The following is a 19,813-nucleotide window of genomic DNA, read 5'->3' on the forward strand; positions in this document are numbered from 1 at the left end:
GTCAAAACGCCTGTCCGATCCCGATGTAGAATTGCAGCCCGTCGCTGGTGTCGCCATGGACGGGATAGGCCACGTCGACCCGGATCGCGCCGATGCCCGACAGCCCGTAGCGCAGGCCCAGGCCCGCGCCCGACTGGCTTTCGTCGTCGGCCGTGACGAAACTGTCGGGGCCGACCATGCCGTAATCGTAAAAGCCCACGAGGGTGATCGCGCTGGTCACGCGGGTCCGCACCTCGGCGCTGAGGCCCAGGAACGACTTGCCCCCGGCGGTGTCGGTGCCCACCGGGATGCCCAGCGATTCATAGGGCTGGCCGCGCACGGTGTCGGCACCGCCCGAGAAGAACAGCAGGTCGGGCGTGGTCCCCGTGAGCGACGAACCCAGCACCGAGCCGACCTGCGCCCGGCCGGCCAGGACGATCGAATCGGTCACGGCCAGGTAGGTGCGCCCGTCGACCAGGGCCGACACCCCGGCCTGGGTTTCGCCGAACCCGGCATAGGGCGTGACATTGGTGCGCAGGTAGAACCCCTTGGTCGCGTTGACCGGATCGTCGCGCTTGTCCCATTCCAGCCGCGAGGGCAGGCGCACAGCCTGGAACTTGCGGTCCGAGCCATAGGCGTCGTCGACCTGGCTGAAGAACGGGCCGATCGACACTTCGCCGGTCAGGTCCTCGCTGAAGACCCGGCGGATACCGGCCCCGCCATAGAGGTTGACCGCGTCGTAATGCGGCTCGTCGAGATATTCGATGCCGCCGAAGTAGAACAGGTCGTTGTCGGTGCCGAAATAGGCCGGCATGTCGAGGCGGAAGGTCAGCTTGCCGTCAAAGCCGCCATCGGAATAATCGGTGCCTGTCTCGGCCTCGATCTTGAGCCGCTCGGCCCCGCCGAACAGGTTGCGGTGAATCCATTCGCCGCTCAGCGTGATGCCGTCGTCGGATTCGATCTCGATCCCGAAGGAGAACCGCCGTTTCAGCTGTTCGCCCACGGTGATGCCGATATCCAGCGTGTCATCGGCATTGGGCGTGTCGGCCTCCTGCACGGCGACCGAGGAAAACGCCCCGGTGCGGCGCAGGCGGCTGCGCACCTTGTCCAGCTCCTCGGGGTCGAATTGCTCGCCCTCGGGATAGCCGGCGATGCGCAGGATGGCATCGGTGCGCACGTCCTGGTTGCCCTTGACCGTCAGCTGGCCGAAATCCAGCCGCGGCCCGGGCTGCAGTTCGACCTCGACATCCAGCACGGCCTCGGGGTGATCGGCCACGATGGTCTGGTCCGAGATGTCGGCCTTGGCATGGCCGTCGTCGCGCCATTCGTTGATCGAGGTGATGGCCGCCGAGCGGATGGCGCTGGTCTGGGCGGGCTGGCCCGAGCGAAAGCTTTCGGGCAGCGTGGTGTCGGGGGCCAGCGGGCCGATGTCGGCCCGGCCGAAGGTGAACAGCCGGCCCGGCGTGACCTGGATGTCGATCTTGGTGATCGTCTCGGGCGCGTTCAGCGGGGCGATGTCGGCGGCTTCGCGGCCATCGACATAGATGTGGATCTCGGGGCCGAAGTAACCGGCGTCGTAGAGCAGGCTGATCAGCGTGCCGTAATCGGCCCGCGCGGCGGCGAGGATCTCGCTGGAGGTATGGCGGGTGTCGTCATCGCGCGACAGCGACATGGCCAGCGAGGCGGCCGACAGCCGCTTTTCCAGCTTTTCCGGCCCATCGGTCATGGACAATTGCGCGTCGAATGCCGCGGCCAGCCCGGGAACCGTTGCCGTCATCAGCCCGATGGCCATCGCGCGGCCGAACCGGCGCTCGTTTCTGAAAATCGTCTTCACCCCGCCCGAACCCACGTCTGTTACCTCGTTTGCATCCTGTCTAACAAAAGGACGCAGGGGCGTTAACGTCTAATCGCCGAACCGGCGCAGGCCGGGGGCCAGCCATGGCAAATGCGCGACATACCGCCGCCTTTGCCCCCTTTGCGCGGCGGGCCGGCCGTTGCCCGACCCGGCGGGATCCGGGCCTTTGTGCCGGCCGTGGCGCAACCGGGCCAGATGCGGACCCCAGTGCCGCGCGCCGCGCCGCCGGTCCAGGGCGGTCAGCCCAGGGCGATGATCGCGGCCCAGCCCCCGAAGAACATCAGCGGAAAGACCCAGCGCGCCCGCCGGTCCAGGGTCAGCGCGGCCTCGGTGCGTTCGCGCAGCACCAGCTGCACGGTGATCAGCGCCTGCACGGCGGCCAGGAAGATCAGCAGCACGGCCCAGATGACCAGCCGGTCCATGATCGTCAGGTAACCCACGTGGGGCAGGTTGGACGACAGCGAGAAATTGAAGGCAATGGCCGTCAGCAGGGCGGTGGCGCAGATGCCGATCTGGAACTCGTAACGCCCCGGGGGCACCCAGAAAATCACCCAGGACATGGCCACGACGATGACCAGCAACAGCAGCACGCGGTAGACGTAATATTCCGAGTTGCGCTCGGCCTGAAGGCCGATGACGGCCAGCGAGACCTCCTGCTGGACCTGGGGGAAGTAATGATCCTCGACCCGCATCGAGATCGAATGGAAATCCCAGCCCTCGATGTTCAGCTTTTCGCCCAGCCAGGTGCGTTCGTAATCGGGGACCAGCTGGACCTCGGTGGTCGAGGCCTCGGGGATCGAGATCTCGATCTCGAAGACCTGGTCGTCGAAGGGGAAGCGGCGCAGGTTGTGATAGGTCGACACCCCGCCGATGTAGCGGTTGACCCAGACGATGGTGCCGCCGTCCTCGATGCCGACGTCGTTGCGGGCATTGCGGCGTTTCTGGGTCAGTTGCGAGGAATTGAGGATGTAGATCTCGGGAAACCAGATGTCGGTGGCGGCAAAGCGGCAGCCGACAAGATGGGCCAGCCGGGGATCGGTCCAGGCCAGGCGGACGTAGAAATCGATGATGATCTGCTGGTTGGGATCATCCACGCCCAGCACGTCGGCCGCCCCGAAGCCCACCGAGATCTCGGTGGGCGGGCCGTCGGCGGCGGGGCGCAGGTCGCGCAGGTAATCCTCGGGCATGTCGCAGGCCCGGGCGGCCAGCCCGGCGAGCACGAGGATGGTGATCAGCAGCGGGCCGAGCCCGCGGCGGATGCAACGCAGGGCGGCGCGCGCCGCCTGCAACTTGGACATCGCGAGACCCATTGCCGTTCCCGCAGCCTCCCCATGATGCGCGCGTCGACCCGGCGGACGGGTTCGCGCTGTGCATGTATCTGACACGCAGGGATCGCGCCGAGAAAGAAAAATCTTTCGCGGGCCTGTCGGGGGTGGGGTGGCTGTTGCGCCCCGGTCGCCCGGCCTGGGGGGAGGGGATGTGCAATCGGTCTGGGCCTGTGCTGTCTGGGCCCGTCCTGTTTGGGGTCGTCCTGTCTGGGGCCTGTCCTTGCTGGTGACTGTCCTTTCTGGGGCCTGTGCCTGGCCTGAGCTGGGGGCTGGCCGCAGCGCGCGCAGGGCCGCCCGCGCTTGACTGGCCGGGACCCGCGCCGGGCAAGGGCGCGTGCCTTGCCGGCGTCCGGTTGGAGCGCGTCCTTGATCAAAGTGCACCCTTGGCCGGGAGCCGTGCCTCGCCGACGCGTGGCAGAAGCGCGTGTCCGGCCCCAGCGGGGGTCTGGCCCGAGCCGGGAGTCTGGCCAGCGGCGCTTGCCGTGGCGCAAGCCGGGGCCGGCTTTCGGTTGCCCGGCGGGCGATTTGGTGGATACTGGCGCCATGACAGAGACCAGACGCATCGTTCTTTCCAGCGACCATGCGGCCATCGACCTGCGCCAGGCCGTGGCCCGTCACCTCGAAGCCCGGGGCGTCGATGTCGTCGACATCGGCCCGACCACGCCCGAGAGCACCCATTACCCCCGCCACGGGGCCGAAGCCGCGCAGCGCGTGGCCTCGGGCGATTGCCAGCTGGGCATCATCCTGTGCGGCACCGGGCAGGGGATCATGATGGCGGCCAACAAGGTGCCGGGCATCCGCTGCGGCGTGTGTTCTGACACGTTTTCGGCCCGCATGATCCGCCAGCACAACGATGCCAACATGCTGTCGATCGGCGCTCGTGTCGTGGGCGAGGGGCTGGCGCTGGAGATCGTCGATGCCTTTGTCGGGGCCGAGTTCGAAGGCGGGCGCCATGCCACCCGCGTCGACATGATCACCGCGCTGGAAGCCTGATCCGCCAAAGCATTCACAACCGAAGAGCCAGCCGCCGGCCCCCGCCACGGGGCGCCGGCGTTTTCATGTGCGGGGTTGATTTACAAGGTGGGGCACGGCGCGGGGGGTGACGATGCCTGATGGGGTGACCGTGGGAAGGTGGGTCTGACGGCGCGGTCGGGACGGCTTCTGGCCGGCTTCGGCTCCGACAGTTGCCGGCCCGGTGCGGCTCTGACGGCGCCCCGGCCGGTGTGACCCGACGATGCGAGACCCGGCGCGATCCCAACAGTGCCCCCCGGTGGCGCGGCCTCGCGTGGCCGCTCGTCCGGGCGGCCGGGGTCAGCCTTCGCTGGCGCGCCCGGCTTCGTACCAGCGCACCAGCAACGCCCGCGATTCGGCGTCCATGTAGGTCAGGTTGGCCGGGGGCATGGCCATGCTCATGCCGGCCTGCAGGTAGATCTGGCGGGCATGCAGCGCGACATCCTCGGGCGTTTCCAGGTAGACCCCGCGCGGGGCATGGGCCATGCCGTCCCACAGCGGCTCGCGGGCGTGGCACATCGAGCAATTGCCCATGACGATGTCGGTTGCATCCTCGAACCCCTCGGCCGCGGCGAACCGCGCGGCATGGGGCGGCAGGGCGGTGGCCTCGTCGTAATCGGGCGACGGCCGGCCGGCGACCGACAGGGCGACGATGGCCAGGAACAGCCCGATGGTCACGGCCCAGGTCCACCAGGGGCTGCCCTTGCGCGCATGCATCGTGTTGAAGAAATGCCGGATCGACACGCCCATCAGGAAGACCAGGGCCGCGATGATCCAGTTGTACTGGGTCGCGAAGGCCAGCGGGTAGTGGTTCGACAGCATCAGGAAGATGACCGGCAGGGTCAGGTAATTGTTGTGCAGAGACCGCAGCTTGGCGATCTGGCCGTATTTCGGATCGGGGGTGCGGCCTGCCTTGAGGTCGGCCACGACGATCTTCTGGTTGGGAATGATGATGAAGAACACGTTGGCCGTCATGATCGTGGCCGTGAAGGCGCCGAGATGCAGCATCATGGCCCGGCCGGTGAAGACCTGGGTATAGCCCCAGCCCATGACGACCAGCAGGGCGAAGAGGATGAGCATCAGCCGGGTCGGGGTTTCGGCCAGGCCGGATTTGCACAGCCGGTCATAGACCAGCCAGCCGATGGTCAGCGAGGCGGCCGAGATCAGGATGCCCGCCCAGGTCGGCAGCGATGTCTTGGACTGGTCGATGAGGAACAGCTCGGCTCCGGCCCAGTAGACGACCATCAGCAGGGCGGCCCCGGTCAGCCAGGTGGAATAGGCCTCCCATTTGAACCAGGTCAGATGGTCGGGCATCTGGTCGGGGGCGACCAGGTATTTCTGGATGTGGTAGAACCCGCCGCCATGGACCTGCCATTCCTCGCCATCGGCCGGGCCGGCGATGTTGCGGTTCAGGCCCAGGTCGAGGGCGATGAAATAGAAGGACGAGCCGATCCAGGCGATGGCCGTGATCACGTGCAACCAGCGGATCGCGAAGCTGGCCCAGTCGAGCAGGATGGGCAGGTCGAACATGGGGGATCTCCTGTTGGGTGATCTAGGTTGTCGGCCGTTCGGGCCGGTTGATCAACCCGAAGTGGCGGGGCGTGGGGCCGGGCCGGGTGCGCGTGGCGGGCTTGGCTCAGGATCCGGGCATTTGGGGCAGCTGGCAAGGGCACCCTGCGCCGGGCGGGCCTCCCGCCCACCCACCCCGGTCCGCCCGGCGCAGGGTGCGGCCCGGGCCCGGCGGAGCGGCGGATGGGAGGAGTGGGGTGCGGGGCGGGTTACGGGGCTGGTTGTACCGCTGGGGGCCTCAGCTGCCCCGGTAGGTCGAATAGCCATAGGGCGACAGCAACAGGGGCACGTGGTAATGCGCCGCGCCGTCGCTGACCCCGAAGCGGATCGGCACCTGGTCGAGAAACAGCGGGTCGTCGGCCGTCTGGCCCGTGGCCCGCAGGTAATCGCCACAGAAGAAGATCAGCTCGTAGGTGCCCACGGCAAACTTGCCCTCGGGCAGGATCGGCGCATCGGTGCGCCCGTCGGCATTGGTCTCGGCCGTGGCGATCTTCTTGTGGGAATTGCCGCTGACCCTGTAGAGCGCGATCTGGATGCCCTGCGCCGGGCAGCCGCGCGCCGTGTCCAGCACATGGGTGGTGAGATATCCGGCCATCTTGGTCCTTCCATGGGTCAGGGCACGGTCAGGTGCCGAGGAATTGAGCAAACGCTTGCCTTTTGTCAGGCTCTCCCCTGAATTCTGACCATGCGTCCTGCCGCAGCGCAATAGAACGAAATGAAGAACGAAGAGGCTGATGATGACCAGATACCCCCGCGACATGATCGGATACGGGCCGACCCCGCCGGATCCGCAATGGCCGGGCGGCGCGAAGATCGCCGTGCAGATCGTGGTGAACTACGAGGAAGGCGGCGAGAACAACATCCTGCATGGCGATGCCGCGTCCGAGGCCTTTCTGTCGGAAATCGTCGGCGCCGCGCAATGGCCGGGCCAGCGCCACTGGAACATGGAATCGATCTATGAATACGGCGCGCGTGCCGGGTTCTGGCGGCTGTGGCGGATGATGAAGGACATCCCGGTCACGGTCTACGGCGTGGCCACGGCCCTGGCCCGCGGGCCCGAACAGGTGGCCGCGATGCAGGAGGCCAACTGGGAAATCGCCAGCCACGGGCTGAAATGGATCGAATTCAAGGACATGCCCGCCGACGAGGAACGGGCGATGCTGGACGAGGCCGTGCGCCTGCACACCGAGGTCGTGGGCGAGCGCCCGCGCGGCTGGTACCTGGGCCGGACCTCGATCAACACGGTCGAACTGGCCGCGGCCGAGGGCGGGTTTGCCTATATTGCCGACACCTACGACGACGATCTGCCCTACTGGAAGAAGATCGCCGGGCGCGACCAGCTAATCGTGCCCTACACGCTGGATGCCAACGACATGCGATTCGCCACGCCCCAGGGATTCAACTCGGGCGACCAGTATTTTGCCTACCTGCGCGATTCCTTCGACGTGCTCTATGCCGAGGGCATGGCCGGCGCGCCCAAGATGCTGTCGCTGGGTCTGCATTGCCGGCTGGTCGGCCGGCCGGGCCGGGCAGCGGCGCTGCAGCGGTTCCTGGATTACGTCAAGGGCCACGAGGGTGTGTGGTTTGCCACCCGCTTGCAGATCGCCGAACACTGGGCCCGGGTGCATCCGCCCGAAGACCGGCTGCGCCCGTCCGAGATGGACCGGGCGGCCTTTGTCGAGGCCTATGGCGGGATCTTCGAACATTCGCCCTGGATCGCCGAGGGGGCCTTTGAGCTGGAACTGGGCTATGCCCATGACAGCGCCGTGGGGCTGCAGAACGCGCTGGCCCGGGTGTTCCGCTCGGCCGGTGCGGAGCGCCGGATGGAGGTGCTGCGCGCCCATCCCGACCTGGCCGGCAAGCTGGCCGCGGCCCGGCGGCTGACGGCGGACTCGACGGCCGAACAGGCGTCGGCCGGGCTGGACGCGCTGACCGATGCGGAACGGGCGGAGTTCACCGCGCTGAACGAGGCCTATACCGCGAAGTTCGGCTTTCCCTTCATCATTGCCGTGCGCGACCACGACAAGGCCGGCATCCTGGCGGCCTTCCGGCGCCGGCTGGACCAGGACCGCGACAGCGAATTCGCCGAGGCCTGCAAGCAGGTCGAGCGCATCGCGCTGCTGCGGCTGAAGGCGATCCTGCCATGAGCGACATTGTCATCGAACCGCTGAGCCAGGCGGCCTTTGCGCCCTTTGGCGACGTGCTGGACACGGCGGGCAGCCCCGACAAGGTGATCAACCAGGGGCTTTGCGGGCGCTACCACGACCGGGCCACGCTGGATTTCGGCGACGGGCGGGCGGGGATTTCGGTCTTTGATGCCGAGCCCAGGGCGCTGCCCCTGGTGCTGGACATGGTCGAGCGTCATCCCGAGGGCAGCCAGGCCTTTGTGCCGATGTCGCGCAAGCCCTTCCTGGTGATCGTGGCGCCCGACGAGGACGGCCGGCCCGGCCGGCCCCGGGCCTTTCGCACCGCGCCGGGGCAGGGGGTGAACTATCACCGGGGCACCTGGCACGGGGTGCTGACGCCGCTCTTCGGGCCGGGGCTGTTTGCCGTGGTCGACCGGATCGGCGCGGGGGACAACCTGCAGGAACATTGGTTCGACACGCCCTACCGGGTGGTCGAGGCGCCCTGAGCGCCCGGCCGCCGGACCGGGGCGGAAGAGGGATGCGCAGGGCCGGCCGAACCGGCCCGCGCAAGGTAACGATGACGAAAAGACGTGCGAGGTAACGATGACAAGACGAAAGGAACAGGGACGATGACCGCTTCAATCGGAACGCCGGAACAGCTGAGGGATCCGGATTACACGCCACCGCTCTACAAGGCCGTGCCGCTGGGCATCCAGCACGTGCTGGCCATGTTCGTCAGCAACGTGACCCCGGCGATCATCGTGGCCGGCGTGGCGGGCTTCGGCTTTGGGTCGAACTCGCCCGATTTCCCCGAACTGCTCTACATGATCCAGATGTCGATGCTGTTCGCCGGCATCGCCACCCTGTTGCAGACGATCACCATCGGGCCGATCGGCGCGGGGCTGCCCATCGTGCAGGGCACGTCCTTTGCCTTTCTGCCGATCATGATCCCGCTGGTCGCGGGCAAGGGTGTCGACGGGCTGGCCGCGCTGTTCACCGGCGTGCTGATCGGCGGGATCTTCCATGCCTGCCTGGGCTTTGTCATCGGCAAGATCCGCTTTGCCCTGCCGCCGCTGGTCACCGGGCTGGTGGTGCTGATGATCGGGCTGGCGCTGGTCAAGGTGGGCATCGAATATGCCGCCGGGGGCGTGCCGGCCAAGGCCGGGGGTGCGGCCGAATACGGCGGCATCCTCAACTGGTTCATCGCGCTTTTCGTCATTGTCGTCACCCTGGTGGTCAAGTTCTTCACCCGGGGCATGCTGTCGATCTCGGCCGTCCTGGTCGGCATCGCGGCGGGCTATGTCCTGTCGATCATCACCGGCGTTCTGCCGGTCTCGGCGATCACCGGCAGCTGGGAGCGCGCGGCGGCCTTTGCCCTGCCGCAGCCGTTCAAATACGGGTTCGAGCTGTCCTTCGCGGCGATCGTGGGCTTTTGCCTGATGGCTTTTGTCTCGGCGGTGGAAACCGTCGGCGATGTCTCGGGGATCTGCAAGGGCGGGGCCGGGCGCGAGGCGACCGACAAGGAAATCGAGGGCGCGACCTTTGCCGACGGGGTGGGCACGGCCGTGGCCGGCATCTTCGGAGGCATGCCCAACACCTCGTTCAGCCAGAACGTCGGGCTGATCGCCATGACCGGCGTGATGAGCCGCCACGTGGTGACCATCGGCGGGGTCTTCCTGATCATCTGCGGGCTGGTGCCCAAGGTCGGCGCGGTGATCCGCACGGTGCCCATCGAGGTGCTGGGCGGCGGCGTCGTGGTCATGTTCGGCATGGTCGCCGCGGCGGGCGTGTCGATGCTGGCCGAAGTGGTCTGGAACCGGCGCAACATGGTGATCTTTGCCCTGGCCCTGTCGATCGGGCTGGGCCTGCAGCTGGAGGTGCTGAACACCGCGCCGGGGGCGACCAATGCCCTGCAGTACCTGCCCGACACCCTGCGCATCCTGGGCGCATCGGGCATCCTGCCCGCCGCCCTGATCGCCATCGTTCTGAACCTGGTCCTGCCCGAGGAGATCGGCGAGGTCTGAGGCCAGTGCCGCCCCCCGGTCCCTGCCTTGGACCGGGGGGCGGCACGTACGTGGCCCGAGGGCCGATCAGGCGGCCGTGCTGCGGCCCAGCCGGGCGCGGATGGCCGGGGGCACCAGCCGGGCCGAGGAAATGCGCGGCGCGCGCATCTCGGAGATGACCCGGTCCTGGCCATAGCGGGCCCGGTACTCGGCGTAATTGGCAAAGACCTGGCGTCCGACGTAGTCGATATAGGTCTCGGCCGGTGCGCCATTGGCCAGGATCACGTCATGGGCCTGGGTTTCGACATGGTAATAGGTCATCCGCTCGGGCAGGCTGTCGACGGGCGGGGTCACGATCGACGTGCCGTTGACCAGCGCCCCGGCATTGATCGCCAGCCCGTCGATCATCAGCGCATGATCGGCCGTCAGCACGAGATCGGCATGGGGCACGCCCGGGCCGAGCGCCCCGGCCCGGACATGGACCGGCAGGAACCGGTCGACCGGCCGGGTGAACATCTTGTGCGCCGTGAACACGCCCAGCCAGAGCACCGTCGTCTGTCCGCCGTCGGCGGTGCAGACGACATCCCCGGCACGCAGCGTCTCGACCGCGACCTCGCCGCCGGGCGTGGCGATCCGGGTGCCGGCGGCAAAACAGGCCGAGGGATCGGCCGGGCCGGTGGTCACGCTGCCGTCGGGGGCGACGATGAACGGGCCTTCGCCCGGCTGGAACGCATCGCCCTCGACCACGCCCGAGGCGATGACCGTGTCGACATCGTCGCCGTTGAGCGCGCCGCCGGAAAAGGTCGTGTCGCCGGGCGCGGTGTTGCTGCCGAAGATCAGGACGCTTTCGGCGGTGCCGCTGTCATCCAGCACGGCCACGGCGAAGTTCTGGCCGTTGCCGGCCGTCAGGTCGCCGGTGATCTGGTAGGTGTAATAATCATAGCCGCCTTCGGTCAGGGTATCGGTCGGCGTGGCGGTGTCGAGGTCGATGGTGAAGGCATTGTCGAGCTGGGCGGAATTGGCATTGCGGGAATCGTAGAACTCGATGCTGCCCGAGGGCGTTTCGCCGGTGGGCACGCGGATCTGGACGAAATACTCGGGGGTGGTGCCGTCGCTGTCGACGTCAAGCTGGGAAATCTGGGCGGCCATGGGACACCTTTCGGAACTGGTTACGAAACAGGGATGAGGCAACGGGCCTGGCACGGGGCTGGGCACGTCTGGGTACTGGGAACGTCGATTTGCCGGTCGTGCTGGCTGGGGCCCGGGGGCCGTGGCGTCGTGGCAATTTGGTCGTCAGGGGCGGGCCGAGGCCCGGTGGTCCGTCAACGGCGCCCCGGCCGGTCGGCAGGGGCGGGTGGTCGCCCGCAATATCGCGGAAGAACACGACAAAACGGTGTCAGGCCGATCCTGGCCTGTCCATGAAAAAATCGGGATAACCGTGCCGGGCGGCACATTTTCGCCCGCAGGCGGCGCGGGCTTGGTCACCTGGCCGCCCGGCCGGCGGGCCGCGGCGGGTATCGGGGAGGGCGCCTGTCCCGCGCCGGGTAGGATGGGTGCAAGCACCCATCCTACGGGAGCCCGGGCCTAGCGCAGGCGCAGTTTCGGGTGCCGGTTGACATCCTTGTAGAGCAGGTAGCGGAACGGCCGGTCGCCCACGGCATAACAGGCCTGGGGGCAGAAGGCGCGCAGCCACATGAAATCGCCGGCCTCGACCTCGACCCATTCGCCGTTGAGGTAATAGACCCCGCGGCCTTCCAGCACGTAGAGCCCGTGTTCCATCACGTGGGTCTCGGCAAAGGGAATGACCCCGCCGGGCTGGATGGTCACGATGTTGACATGCATGTCGTGGCGCATGTCCTCGGGATCGACGAAACGGGTCGTGGCCCAGCGGCCATCGGTCTCGGGCATTTCGATCGGGTCGACATCGTCGTCATGCGAGATGAAGAAATCCGGCACGGGCAGGCCGTCGACCGGCTCGTAGGCCTTGCGGATCCAGTGGAACCGGGCCTCGGGGCCGGCATGGTTGTGCAGGGTATAGCGCGCGCCGGGGGGCAGGTAGGCGATGCTGCCGGGTTCCAGGACGAAATCGTCGTCGCCCAGGCTGAGCGTCATGGCCCCGTCGACCATGAAGATCACGCCTTCGGCCTCGGGATCGGGTTCGGGCCATTCGCTGCCGCCGCCCGGGGCCAGCTCGACGATGTACTGGGCGAAGGTCTCGGCAAAGCCCGACAGCGGCCGGGCGATGATCCAGGCCCGGGCATCGTCCCAGTAGGGCAGGGCCGAGGTGACGATGTCGCGCATGGTGTTGCGCGGGATGACGGCCCAGGCCTCGGTGAACCGGGCCTGGCCGGTGCGGGCCGTGGGGCTGTCGCTCTGCGGAGGCAGGCCGCCGGGCGGGGTGGCGTAGCTGCGCTTCATCATGGGTCTCCTGGCTTCGAGGGGCGACATCGGGGTGACATCTGGATCCTTGGGCCGCCGGGCGGGCGAGGCCGGCCGCCGGCCCGGTGCGCGTCGGAAACGGCGGCAAGGGACCGGGCAACGGGCCGGCCAACGGGCGGGCCGGGCGGCTTTCGACCAGATACGACCCTGCGGGCGCGTCTTGCAAGGCCCCGGGGCAATTGTCGGTTTGACCGTGGCCGGGGGGATGCTAACCATGGGACAGAATTGACGATCAGACAGGGTGACGACGATCATGGGCAAGTTTTTGGCAGCCACGGGGCGCCGCCCCGGGCCGGGTTCGGCCGCGGGGCTTGGCCTGGGCGTGGTGACGGGCCTGATGATGGGCCTGATGATGGCGCCGACCGGGGCCGAGGCGCGGTCGATGGCCGACACGCTGCGGCGCACCGGGCTGACCCAGCAGGACATTTCGATCATGACCGCCGCCGCGGCGCCGCTCTACCGCGAGGGCACGCCGAAGGTCGGGGCCGAGAGCGAATGGTCCAACCCCGACAGCGGGGCGAGCGGCAAGTCGCTGCTGGTGTCCTTTGCCGACGGCTGCGCCGACATCCGGCACGTCGTGATCACCCAGCGCCGGCCCGAACCGCAGGACTTCGTGTTCCGCAACTGCAAGACCGCCGACGGCAGCTGGGTTCTGACCCCGTGATTGCGCCCCGGCCGCAGCCCCCGGTGGTGCCGGGCCGCAAGGGCCCGGGCCGGGGCGGGCCGGATGCCGCCTGCCGCCCGGGCCGTGCCGCACCGACCTTTCACCCGGACGGGGCCGCGCGGGCCCCGGGCCGGCGGTTCTGAACCGGCCAGGCCCGTTCCCCTTCCAGGCCGGGCCGTTGCCATTTCCCCCATCCAACCGATCCAAGGAGGCCGGGTGCCATGTCCGAAACCGAGCCCACCGCGGCGAGCAGCGGGGCGCTGAACCCCTTGGCGCCCGATCATCTGCCCTATTTCATCCCCGGCCCCGACGGATCGGACCCGATGATGCACACGGCGATCTATTTCCTGATCTTCTTCGCCTTTGTCGGCGGGGTGCTCTACCTGCACATGCATTCGCTGCCCGAGCGGATGTCGCATGGCCACAGCCGGACCCAGTTCCAGATCGTGGCCATCCTGGCGCTGCTGGCGCTGTTCACCCATGAAAACATCTTCTGGATCATCGCGCTCTTGCTGGCGGCCACGACGCTGCCCGATTTCCTGACGCCGGTGACATCCGGCGCGCGGTCGCTGGCCAGCCTGGCCGGGCGGCTCTACGAGGGCGACGAGCCGCGCGAGGATGACATCGGCCACGTGCCGGGCACGCCAGTGTCACACGGCACGTCGCAGGGCCGGCCGGCCGGCGATACGGCACCGGGGACCACGGGGGCCGGCGCGGCGGAGCCGGGCCATGACACGCGCGGGGAGAAGGGCTGAGCCATGCTGGAATTCACTGTCTGTTCGATGCTCACCATCCTGCCCGATTACCTGATCCGGCATTACGTGCAGGGCAAGCGCATCGGCCACGAGATCACGCTTTACTCGGTCTGGTTCGAACTGCGCTACGGCATCACCGGCTGCGCCATCCTGACCCTGTCGCTGATCACCGTGGTGTTCTTTTTCCATCCGGCGGCCAGCAGCGTGACGGCGGTGTTTCGCACCGTGACCATCCTGCCCCAGACCGGCGGGCGGGTGGCCGAGGTGATGGTCACCAACAACGAACATATCGAGGCCGGAGACGTGATCTTCCGGCTCGATGACGCGCGCCAGCAATCGGCGCTGGAAACGGCGCAATCGCGGCTGAACGAGATCGATGCCGAGATCGTCATGGCCGCGGCCGACCTGCAGGCGGCCACGGCCACGGTGGCCCAGGCCGTGGCGCTGCAGAACGAATACGAGACCGAACTGGCGCGGACGCAGCAGCTGATGGACCGGGGTTCGTCGGCGGTCAGCCAGCAGGAGCTGGACCGGCAAAGGGCCAGGGCCGAGGCCCAGGCTGCGGCCGTCGAGGCGGCGCGCAGCCAGGAAAGCAGCGCGCGGGCCCGGGTCGAGACGCTGTTGCCGGCCCAGCGGGCCAGCGCCGACGCCGCCGTGCGCCAGGCCCAGGTCGAGCTGGATTTCACCGTGGTGCGGGCCGGCACGGCCGGGATCCTGGAGCAGTTTGCCCTGCAGCCGGGGGATTACGTGTCGTCGGTGCTGCGCCCGGCGGGGATCATCGTGCCCGATGGCGCTGCGTCGGGCCACATGCGGATGCAGGCGGCCTTTACCCAGCTGGCCGCGCCGGTGCTGAAGGAAGGCATGGTGGCCGAGGTGCTGTGTGCCTCGGTGCCCTTCAAGATCATCCCGATGGTGATCGTCAGCCGCCAGGAGGTGATCAAGGGCGGCGAGCTGCGGCCGACCGACCAGCTGGTCGACCTGACCCAGCGCCAGCCCGGCGGGTCGATCCTGGTAGGGATGGAGCCGCTCTATGAAGGCGGGATGGACGATGTGATCCCCGGATCGACCTGTGCGGCCAATGCCTATACCGATTACCACGACCGGCTGGAGCATGACGACAGCCTGTCGACCTTCCAGTTCGTGGCGTTCCACGTGGTCGACACGGTGGCGCTTGTGCATGCCTTCATCCTGCGCATCCAGGCGCTGCTGCTGCCGGTCCGCACGCTGGTCCTGAGCGGCGAGCATTGACGGATCGCGGCGCCCCTTGGCGGGGCGCCGACGGTGTGAGGGCAGGGAAGGAACGGGGCCGGTCTGTCCGGTCGCGGGGTGCCGAGCGAGCCGGTGGCTGGTGTTGGTGTGCATCTGCGGCGTGTCGGGCGTGACATCGTGGGTGTGCGTCGGCCTGCGGGCGGCCCGTCATGCGTGGCAGGTGGTCACGCGCGGCAGGTGGGCCGGGACGGCATGTGGCCCGGCGATGCCCTTGGCGCGCAGGAACGGCGGCGCGCCGGTGGAGAGGTGAGAGGGGGGCGCTGCCCCCGTCCTCCGTTGGAGGACTCCCCCGGGAATACTTGAGAAGAGAAAGAAGCAGGAGGGGGCGCGATGCTGACACTTTGGGGACGGGCGACATCGTCGAATGTGCAGGCGGTGATGTGGGGCCTGGAGGAGATGGGTCTGGAGGTGCGGCGGATCGATGCCGGGGGCCGGTTCGGCGGGCTGGATGATCCGGCCTATCGCGAGATGAACCCGATGGGATTGGTGCCGGTATTGAAGGATGGCGACGGGCCGGCGCTGTTCGAAAGCGCGGCGATCCTGCGTTATCTCTGGGGAACATATGGCCGGGCGCCGTTCCGGCCCGACGATGCGGGCGACCGGGCCGTGGTGGATGTCTGGGCGGAATGGGGCAAGCACGTGTTGTGCGGGGCCTTTACCGTGCCGGTCTTCTGGGCACATTGGCGCACGCCGGAAGAGGACCGCGACACGGCGGCCGTGGCCGCGGCGGTGGCGCGGTTCGAGGCGCTGCTGGAGATCGTGGCGCCGCGCATCGATCGCGGGGGCTTCGTGGTGGGCGACCGGCTGAGCCTGGCCGATATCTGGGTCGGCCACGTGCTCTATCGTTATTTCACGCTGGATATCGAACGGGCGGCACCGCCGGCGATCGAGGCCTATTACCGCAGGCTCTGCGACCGGCCGGGCTATGCGACCCATGTCATGGTGAATTACGACGAGCTGAAGGGCGTGCGGCGCAGCGGCTGAGGCCCTGGTCGCCGCTCAGTAGCCGCGCTGGCGGTCGACCTCGTGCAGGAGCGGCTCGCCCGCGCCGAGGCGACGGTAGTTCTCGGCCACGTCGCGCAGGGCATCGCCCAGGTGCCAGCCCGAGACATGAGGCGTCAGGGTGACGTTGGGATGCGACCAGAGCGGGCTGTCGGCGGGCAGTGGTTCGACCCGGGTGACATCGAGCACGGCATGGCCCGGAGTGCCGGCCTCCAGGGCGCGGACCAGGGCGGTTTCGTCGACGAGATCGCCGCGCCCGGCGTTGAGCAGGCAGGCGCCGGGTTTCATGTGGGCCAGCATGGCGGCATCGAAGAGATCGCGGGTGGCCTCGGTCGAGGGCAGGATCGAGACGACGTAATCCTGCTCGGCCAGCAGGGCGGGCAGGGCATCGGGCCCGTGCAGGCAGGTGATGCCGTCGATCTGCTTGGGAGAATTGCTCCAGCCGGTGGTGACAAAACCGACGTCGCGCAGCAGGCGGGCCGTCGTGGCACCGATATGGCCCAGGCCCAGCACGGCGGCGCGGGTGCGGCGGGTCTGGCGCGGGGCCAGGGGCGCCCAGTCGCCCTGGGCCTGGGCGGTGGCGTAATGGCGATGCTGGCGCTGGTCGCGCAGCAGGTAGGACAGGGCCCATTCGGCGATTTCATGGGCCGGTTCCATCGGCCGCAGCCGGGCGACGCGGACAGGCGCGGGCAGGGCGGGATGGGTGACGATGCTGTCGACCCCGGCGCCGAGTTTTTGCACCAGGGCAAGGTTGGGCAGCAGGGCCGGCAGGTGGGCGGGCAGCTCGGAACAGGCCAGCATGGTGATCTGGGAGGCATCGCCCAGGCCATCGCGCAGGCGGATGTCGGCATCGGGCAGCAGGTCGAGAACGGTGTCGCGGACCTCTTCCTCGGGCATCCAGCCGGAATGTCCGATGTCGATGAGCAGGGCCATGGGATGTCCTTTCGCGGCAGCTGTCGGGCAGGGATCTGGGCGCTGGGTATCCGGCCCGGGGCAGGGGGGCAAGGGCCGGGGCCGGGCGTGAGGCGGACGGGTGTGGGGCAGACAGGGCAGCCGGGTGCGTGCGGACGGGTGAGGAAGTGCAGGCGGCGGGCGGGTGCAGGTTGGGCAGGGCGCCGGGCGGGATGGCCGGGCTGCGGGGAAAAATGGCCGATGCCGGGGCAGATAGGGCAGGGCACGCGGGTGGACTGGGACGTTCAGATCGCAGGACGGGAATGCGCTCGTTGGGCCGGACGGGGAGACCGGCGAAAGTGGGCCGGGACCGCGAGGCGGGGCGGCTGTCGGGCCTGGGTCGGGCGGGCCAGAACGAGGCGGCGAGGGTAGTACAAAAGGCGGCCGGGCGGGCCGTGGGCCGACGCGGGGGCGGGCCGGGCGACGCAACGGCGTGTACCGATCTGCGGAACTGAGTTCCGAAATCGGTGGACAAGCTCTGCCGGGGTGATCCATCCTGCGGGCGATCCCGCCCCGATCCGACCGGCGGGCACGTCTTGGGGAGGAAGACGGATGGACATGAATTTCACGATGCGCCCCGAAATTGCGGACCTGCTGGACCGGGTGCGCGAGATGATCCGCGACGAGATCATGCCGATGGAGGAAGACTATGCCCGCGAGGTGGCAACGGGCGACCGCTGGGCCTTTACCCCACGCCAGACCGAGATCCTCGACGGGCTGAAGGCCCGGGCCAGGGACCGGGGGCTGTGGAACTTCTGGCTGACCGACAGCGCGCGGGGGTTCGGTCTGAGCACCGTCGAATATGCGCTCTTTGCCGAGGAGATGGGCAAGACGCCACTGGGGGCCGAGGTCTTCAACTGCTCGGCGCCGGACACCGGCAACATGGAAGTCTTCGAGCGCTACGGCAGCGACAAGATGAAGGACGACTGGCTGAAGCCCCTGCTGGCCGGCGAGATCCGTTCGGCCTACCTGATGACCGAACCGGAGGTGGCGTCATCGGATGCGACCAATATCGAGATGTCCTGCGTGCGCGATGGCGACGATTATGTGCTGAACGGCGAGAAATGGTGGTCGTCGGGGGCCGGCGATCCGCGCTGCAAGGTCTATATCACCATGGTCCGGACCGGCGATGACGACACGCCGAAACATGCGCGCCATTCGATGATCGTCGTGCCGGCCGGGACCGAGGGCATCGAGATCCTGCGGCCGATGCTGGTCTTTGGCCATGACGATGCGCCCCATGGCCACATGCATATCCGTTTCACCGACGTGCGGGTGCCGGCCGAGAACATGCTGCTGGGCGAGGGCCGGGGCTTTGAGATCGCGCAGGGCCGGTTGGGGCCCGGGCGCATCCACCATTGCATGCGGGCGATCGGCCAGGCGGAATCGGCGCTGGAACAGCTGTGCAAACGCGCGCTGCACCGCGAGGCCTTTGGCAAGAAGCTGGCCCAGCTGGGGGCGAATTACGACATCATCGCCGAATGCCGGATGGAGATCGAGATGGCCCGGCTGCTCTGCCTGAAGGCGGCGTGGTACATGGACCAGGGCGACAAGAAGGCCGCGGCGCCCTGGATCAGCCAGATCAAGGTCATCGCCCCGCGGGTGGCGCTGAAGGTCATCGACGAGGCGATGCAGATGCACGGCGGCGCGGGGATTTCCCAGGAAACGCCGCTGGCCCATGCCTGGACCCATGTGCGGACGCTGCGGTTTGCCGATGGGCCCGATGCCGTCCACAGGCGCCAGATCGCCCGGGCCGAGCTGAAGAAATACACGCAGGAGAAGGTGTGAGACATGCCCTTTGAAGGCAGCCCGTCCTATTTCCACGAGATCGACGGGGTTTTTGTCGGCAATGATCCGGCACGGGGGCCGTGGTCGGCCGGACATTGCCACGCCGGGCCGGTCACCGGGCTGGCAGCGCGGGCGGCCGAAACGGCGGTCAGCCCGGGCAAGGTGATGACCCGGCTGACCGTCGACGTGCTGCGGCCGCTGCCGCTGGACGGTTTGCGGGTGACGGCCGAGCTGACGCGCGAGACCCGGACGCTGGCCACCACGCGGGTGCAGGTCGAGGCGCTGGACGGCACAATCTGCATGACCGGCACGTCGATGCACCTGGCACGCAAGGAGCTGGGCGAAGTGCCCACGGCCCAGGTGCCCGCGCCCCGGTTCGACGAGGCCGAGCCCGGGCCGTCGCTGTTGGTCGGCGGGCTGCATGACCGGCCGTCCTTCGGCCAGTTCATCGACGTGGCCTATCCGCCGGGCGTCTCGCGGGCGCCGGGGCCCAAGGCGGTGTGGATGCGGGTGCCGGCGCTGCTGGAGGGCGAGGCGCCCAGCCCGATCCAGTCGATCTGCCCGCTGGCCGATTGCGGCAACGGGATTTCGTGGAATGCCGTGCCGGGGGTGATGGGGTTCATGAACACCGACCTGACGCTGCAGATCCACCGCGAGCCGGTGTCGGACTGGCTGGCCTCGGATGCGGTGTCGCATTGGCAGGGCAATGGCGTGGGCATGTCGCAGGCCGTGCTTTATGACACCAAAGGCCCCGTGGGCGTGGCCTTGCAGACGCTGGTGCTGCACCCGCCGGGCTGATCGCGGGATGCGGGGCACGGGCAGGGCTGGGCAGGGCTTCGGGGCTGGGTTGGGCCCTTAATGCCAGAAACGTGGCGCGGTGTTGGGCCCGAGGCGTGGTACGGGGCCGGGTCGGAGGCGTGGTCCGGTGTCGGGTCTGCGGCGTGGTACGGGGGCGAACCACAGGCCCTGGGCAGGGTTGAGCCTGAGGTGGACCCGGTGATCGTCCGGCTTGACGGAGGCCGGGCCGGAGCGTAAGCCCGTGGTCATGAAACGCTTGGCGATCCTTTCCAATCT

The 19,813-nt window shown here is 68.4% G+C and carries 17 protein-coding genes; 10 read left to right on the forward strand and 7 right to left on the reverse strand.

What is annotated here, in order from left to right; genetic code table 11:
* Nucleotide 1 precedes the first annotated feature (1 nt).
* Entirely contained in the window at nucleotides 2-1,813 is a 1,812-nt protein-coding gene (locus ACK3BB_RS07565) for an autotransporter assembly complex protein TamA (protein ID WP_428928108.1), read from the reverse strand.
* 260 nt (nucleotides 1,814-2,073) lie between these two features.
* On the reverse strand, nucleotides 2,074-3,132 hold the full coding sequence (locus tag ACK3BB_RS07570) for a hypothetical protein (RefSeq protein WP_428928109.1): 1,059 nt from the start codon (nucleotides 3,130-3,132) through the stop codon (nucleotides 2,074-2,076).
* A gap of 573 nt (nucleotides 3,133-3,705) precedes the next feature.
* Between ACK3BB_RS07570 and rpiB the strand changes: the two genes are divergently transcribed.
* Complete coding sequence (gene rpiB / locus ACK3BB_RS07575; RefSeq protein ID WP_428928110.1) at nucleotides 3,706-4,155, forward strand: ribose 5-phosphate isomerase B; 450 nt, start codon at nucleotides 3,706-3,708, stop codon at nucleotides 4,153-4,155.
* 318 nt (nucleotides 4,156-4,473) lie between these two features.
* On the opposite strand, the gene ACK3BB_RS07580 is transcribed toward rpiB, so the two are convergent.
* Nucleotides 4,474-5,703, reverse strand: a complete 1,230-nt coding sequence (locus ACK3BB_RS07580; RefSeq protein WP_428928111.1) for a urate hydroxylase PuuD — start codon at nucleotides 5,701-5,703, stop codon at nucleotides 4,474-4,476.
* A gap of 277 nt (nucleotides 5,704-5,980) precedes the next feature.
* Nucleotides 5,981-6,337 carry a hydroxyisourate hydrolase gene (gene uraH / locus ACK3BB_RS07585; protein WP_428928112.1) on the reverse strand — a complete coding sequence of 119 codons (357 nt, stop codon included), beginning with the start codon at nucleotides 6,335-6,337 and terminating at the stop codon, nucleotides 5,981-5,983.
* A gap of 142 nt (nucleotides 6,338-6,479) precedes the next feature.
* Here uraH and puuE point away from each other — a divergent pair, with 142 nt between their 5' ends.
* The 3 genes from puuE to ACK3BB_RS07600 all read left to right on the forward strand — a co-directional run bounded on the left by puuE (nucleotide 6,480) and on the right by ACK3BB_RS07600 (nucleotide 9,892).
* Entirely contained in the window at nucleotides 6,480-7,889 is a 1,410-nt protein-coding gene (gene puuE, locus ACK3BB_RS07590; RefSeq protein WP_428928113.1) for an allantoinase PuuE, read from the forward strand.
* Nucleotides 7,886-8,374, forward strand: a complete 489-nt coding sequence (locus ACK3BB_RS07595) for an ureidoglycolate lyase (protein ID WP_428928114.1) — start codon at nucleotides 7,886-7,888, stop codon at nucleotides 8,372-8,374. Before puuE ends, ACK3BB_RS07595 begins: the two co-directional genes overlap by 4 nt.
* 123 nt (nucleotides 8,375-8,497) lie before the next feature.
* Nucleotides 8,498-9,892 carry a uracil-xanthine permease family protein gene (locus ACK3BB_RS07600; RefSeq protein ID WP_428928115.1) on the forward strand — a complete coding sequence of 465 codons (1,395 nt, stop codon included), beginning with the start codon at nucleotides 8,498-8,500 and terminating at the stop codon, nucleotides 9,890-9,892.
* A gap of 66 nt (nucleotides 9,893-9,958) precedes the next feature.
* Here ACK3BB_RS07600 and ACK3BB_RS07605 read toward each other — a convergent pair whose 3' ends face one another.
* Both ACK3BB_RS07605 and ACK3BB_RS07610 read right to left on the reverse strand, forming a co-directional pair.
* Nucleotides 9,959-11,020: a Hint domain-containing protein gene (locus ACK3BB_RS07605; protein WP_428928116.1), complete on the reverse strand. Its 1,062-nt coding sequence runs from the start codon at nucleotides 11,018-11,020 to the stop codon at nucleotides 9,959-9,961.
* A gap of 435 nt (nucleotides 11,021-11,455) precedes the next feature.
* The gene (locus ACK3BB_RS07610; RefSeq protein ID WP_428928117.1) at nucleotides 11,456-12,292 is read right to left on the reverse strand and encodes a bifunctional allantoicase/(S)-ureidoglycine aminohydrolase; all 837 of its coding nucleotides are present in this window, start codon (nucleotides 12,290-12,292) and stop codon (nucleotides 11,456-11,458) included.
* A 271-nt stretch (nucleotides 12,293-12,563) separates the two neighbouring features.
* Here ACK3BB_RS07610 and ACK3BB_RS07615 point away from each other — a divergent pair, with 271 nt between their 5' ends.
* The 4 genes from ACK3BB_RS07615 to ACK3BB_RS07630 all read left to right on the forward strand — a co-directional run bounded on the left by ACK3BB_RS07615 (nucleotide 12,564) and on the right by ACK3BB_RS07630 (nucleotide 15,982).
* Nucleotides 12,564-12,974 carry a hypothetical protein gene (locus ACK3BB_RS07615; RefSeq protein WP_428928118.1) on the forward strand — a complete coding sequence of 137 codons (411 nt, stop codon included), beginning with the start codon at nucleotides 12,564-12,566 and terminating at the stop codon, nucleotides 12,972-12,974.
* 221 nt (nucleotides 12,975-13,195) lie between these two features.
* Complete coding sequence (locus tag ACK3BB_RS07620; protein WP_428928119.1) at nucleotides 13,196-13,729, forward strand: hypothetical protein; 534 nt, start codon at nucleotides 13,196-13,198, stop codon at nucleotides 13,727-13,729.
* A 3-nt stretch (nucleotides 13,730-13,732) separates the two neighbouring features.
* Nucleotides 13,733-14,977, forward strand: a complete 1,245-nt coding sequence (locus tag ACK3BB_RS07625) for an HlyD family secretion protein (RefSeq protein ID WP_428928120.1) — start codon at nucleotides 13,733-13,735, stop codon at nucleotides 14,975-14,977.
* Nucleotides 14,978-15,328: 351 nt separating this feature from the next.
* Complete coding sequence (locus ACK3BB_RS07630; RefSeq protein WP_428928121.1) at nucleotides 15,329-15,982, forward strand: glutathione S-transferase family protein; 654 nt, start codon at nucleotides 15,329-15,331, stop codon at nucleotides 15,980-15,982.
* A gap of 15 nt (nucleotides 15,983-15,997) precedes the next feature.
* Here ACK3BB_RS07630 and ACK3BB_RS07635 read toward each other — a convergent pair whose 3' ends face one another.
* Nucleotides 15,998-16,933, reverse strand: a complete 936-nt coding sequence (locus ACK3BB_RS07635) for an NAD(P)-dependent oxidoreductase (RefSeq protein ID WP_428928122.1) — start codon at nucleotides 16,931-16,933, stop codon at nucleotides 15,998-16,000.
* Between the two features lie 570 nt (nucleotides 16,934-17,503).
* On the opposite strand from ACK3BB_RS07635, the gene ACK3BB_RS07640 reads away from it, so the two are divergent.
* Entirely contained in the window at nucleotides 17,504-18,739 is a 1,236-nt protein-coding gene (locus tag ACK3BB_RS07640) for an acyl-CoA dehydrogenase family protein (protein ID WP_428928123.1), read from the forward strand.
* A gap of 3 nt (nucleotides 18,740-18,742) precedes the next feature.
* The gene (locus ACK3BB_RS07645; protein ID WP_428928124.1) at nucleotides 18,743-19,537 is read left to right on the forward strand and encodes a thioesterase family protein; all 795 of its coding nucleotides are present in this window, start codon (nucleotides 18,743-18,745) and stop codon (nucleotides 19,535-19,537) included.
* Nucleotides 19,538-19,813 lie beyond the last annotated feature (276 nt).

Origin of the sequence: Marinibacterium sp. SX1 (assembly GCF_050389775.1) — a bacterium.
Taxonomy (GTDB): domain Bacteria; phylum Pseudomonadota; class Alphaproteobacteria; order Rhodobacterales; family Rhodobacteraceae; genus Marinibacterium.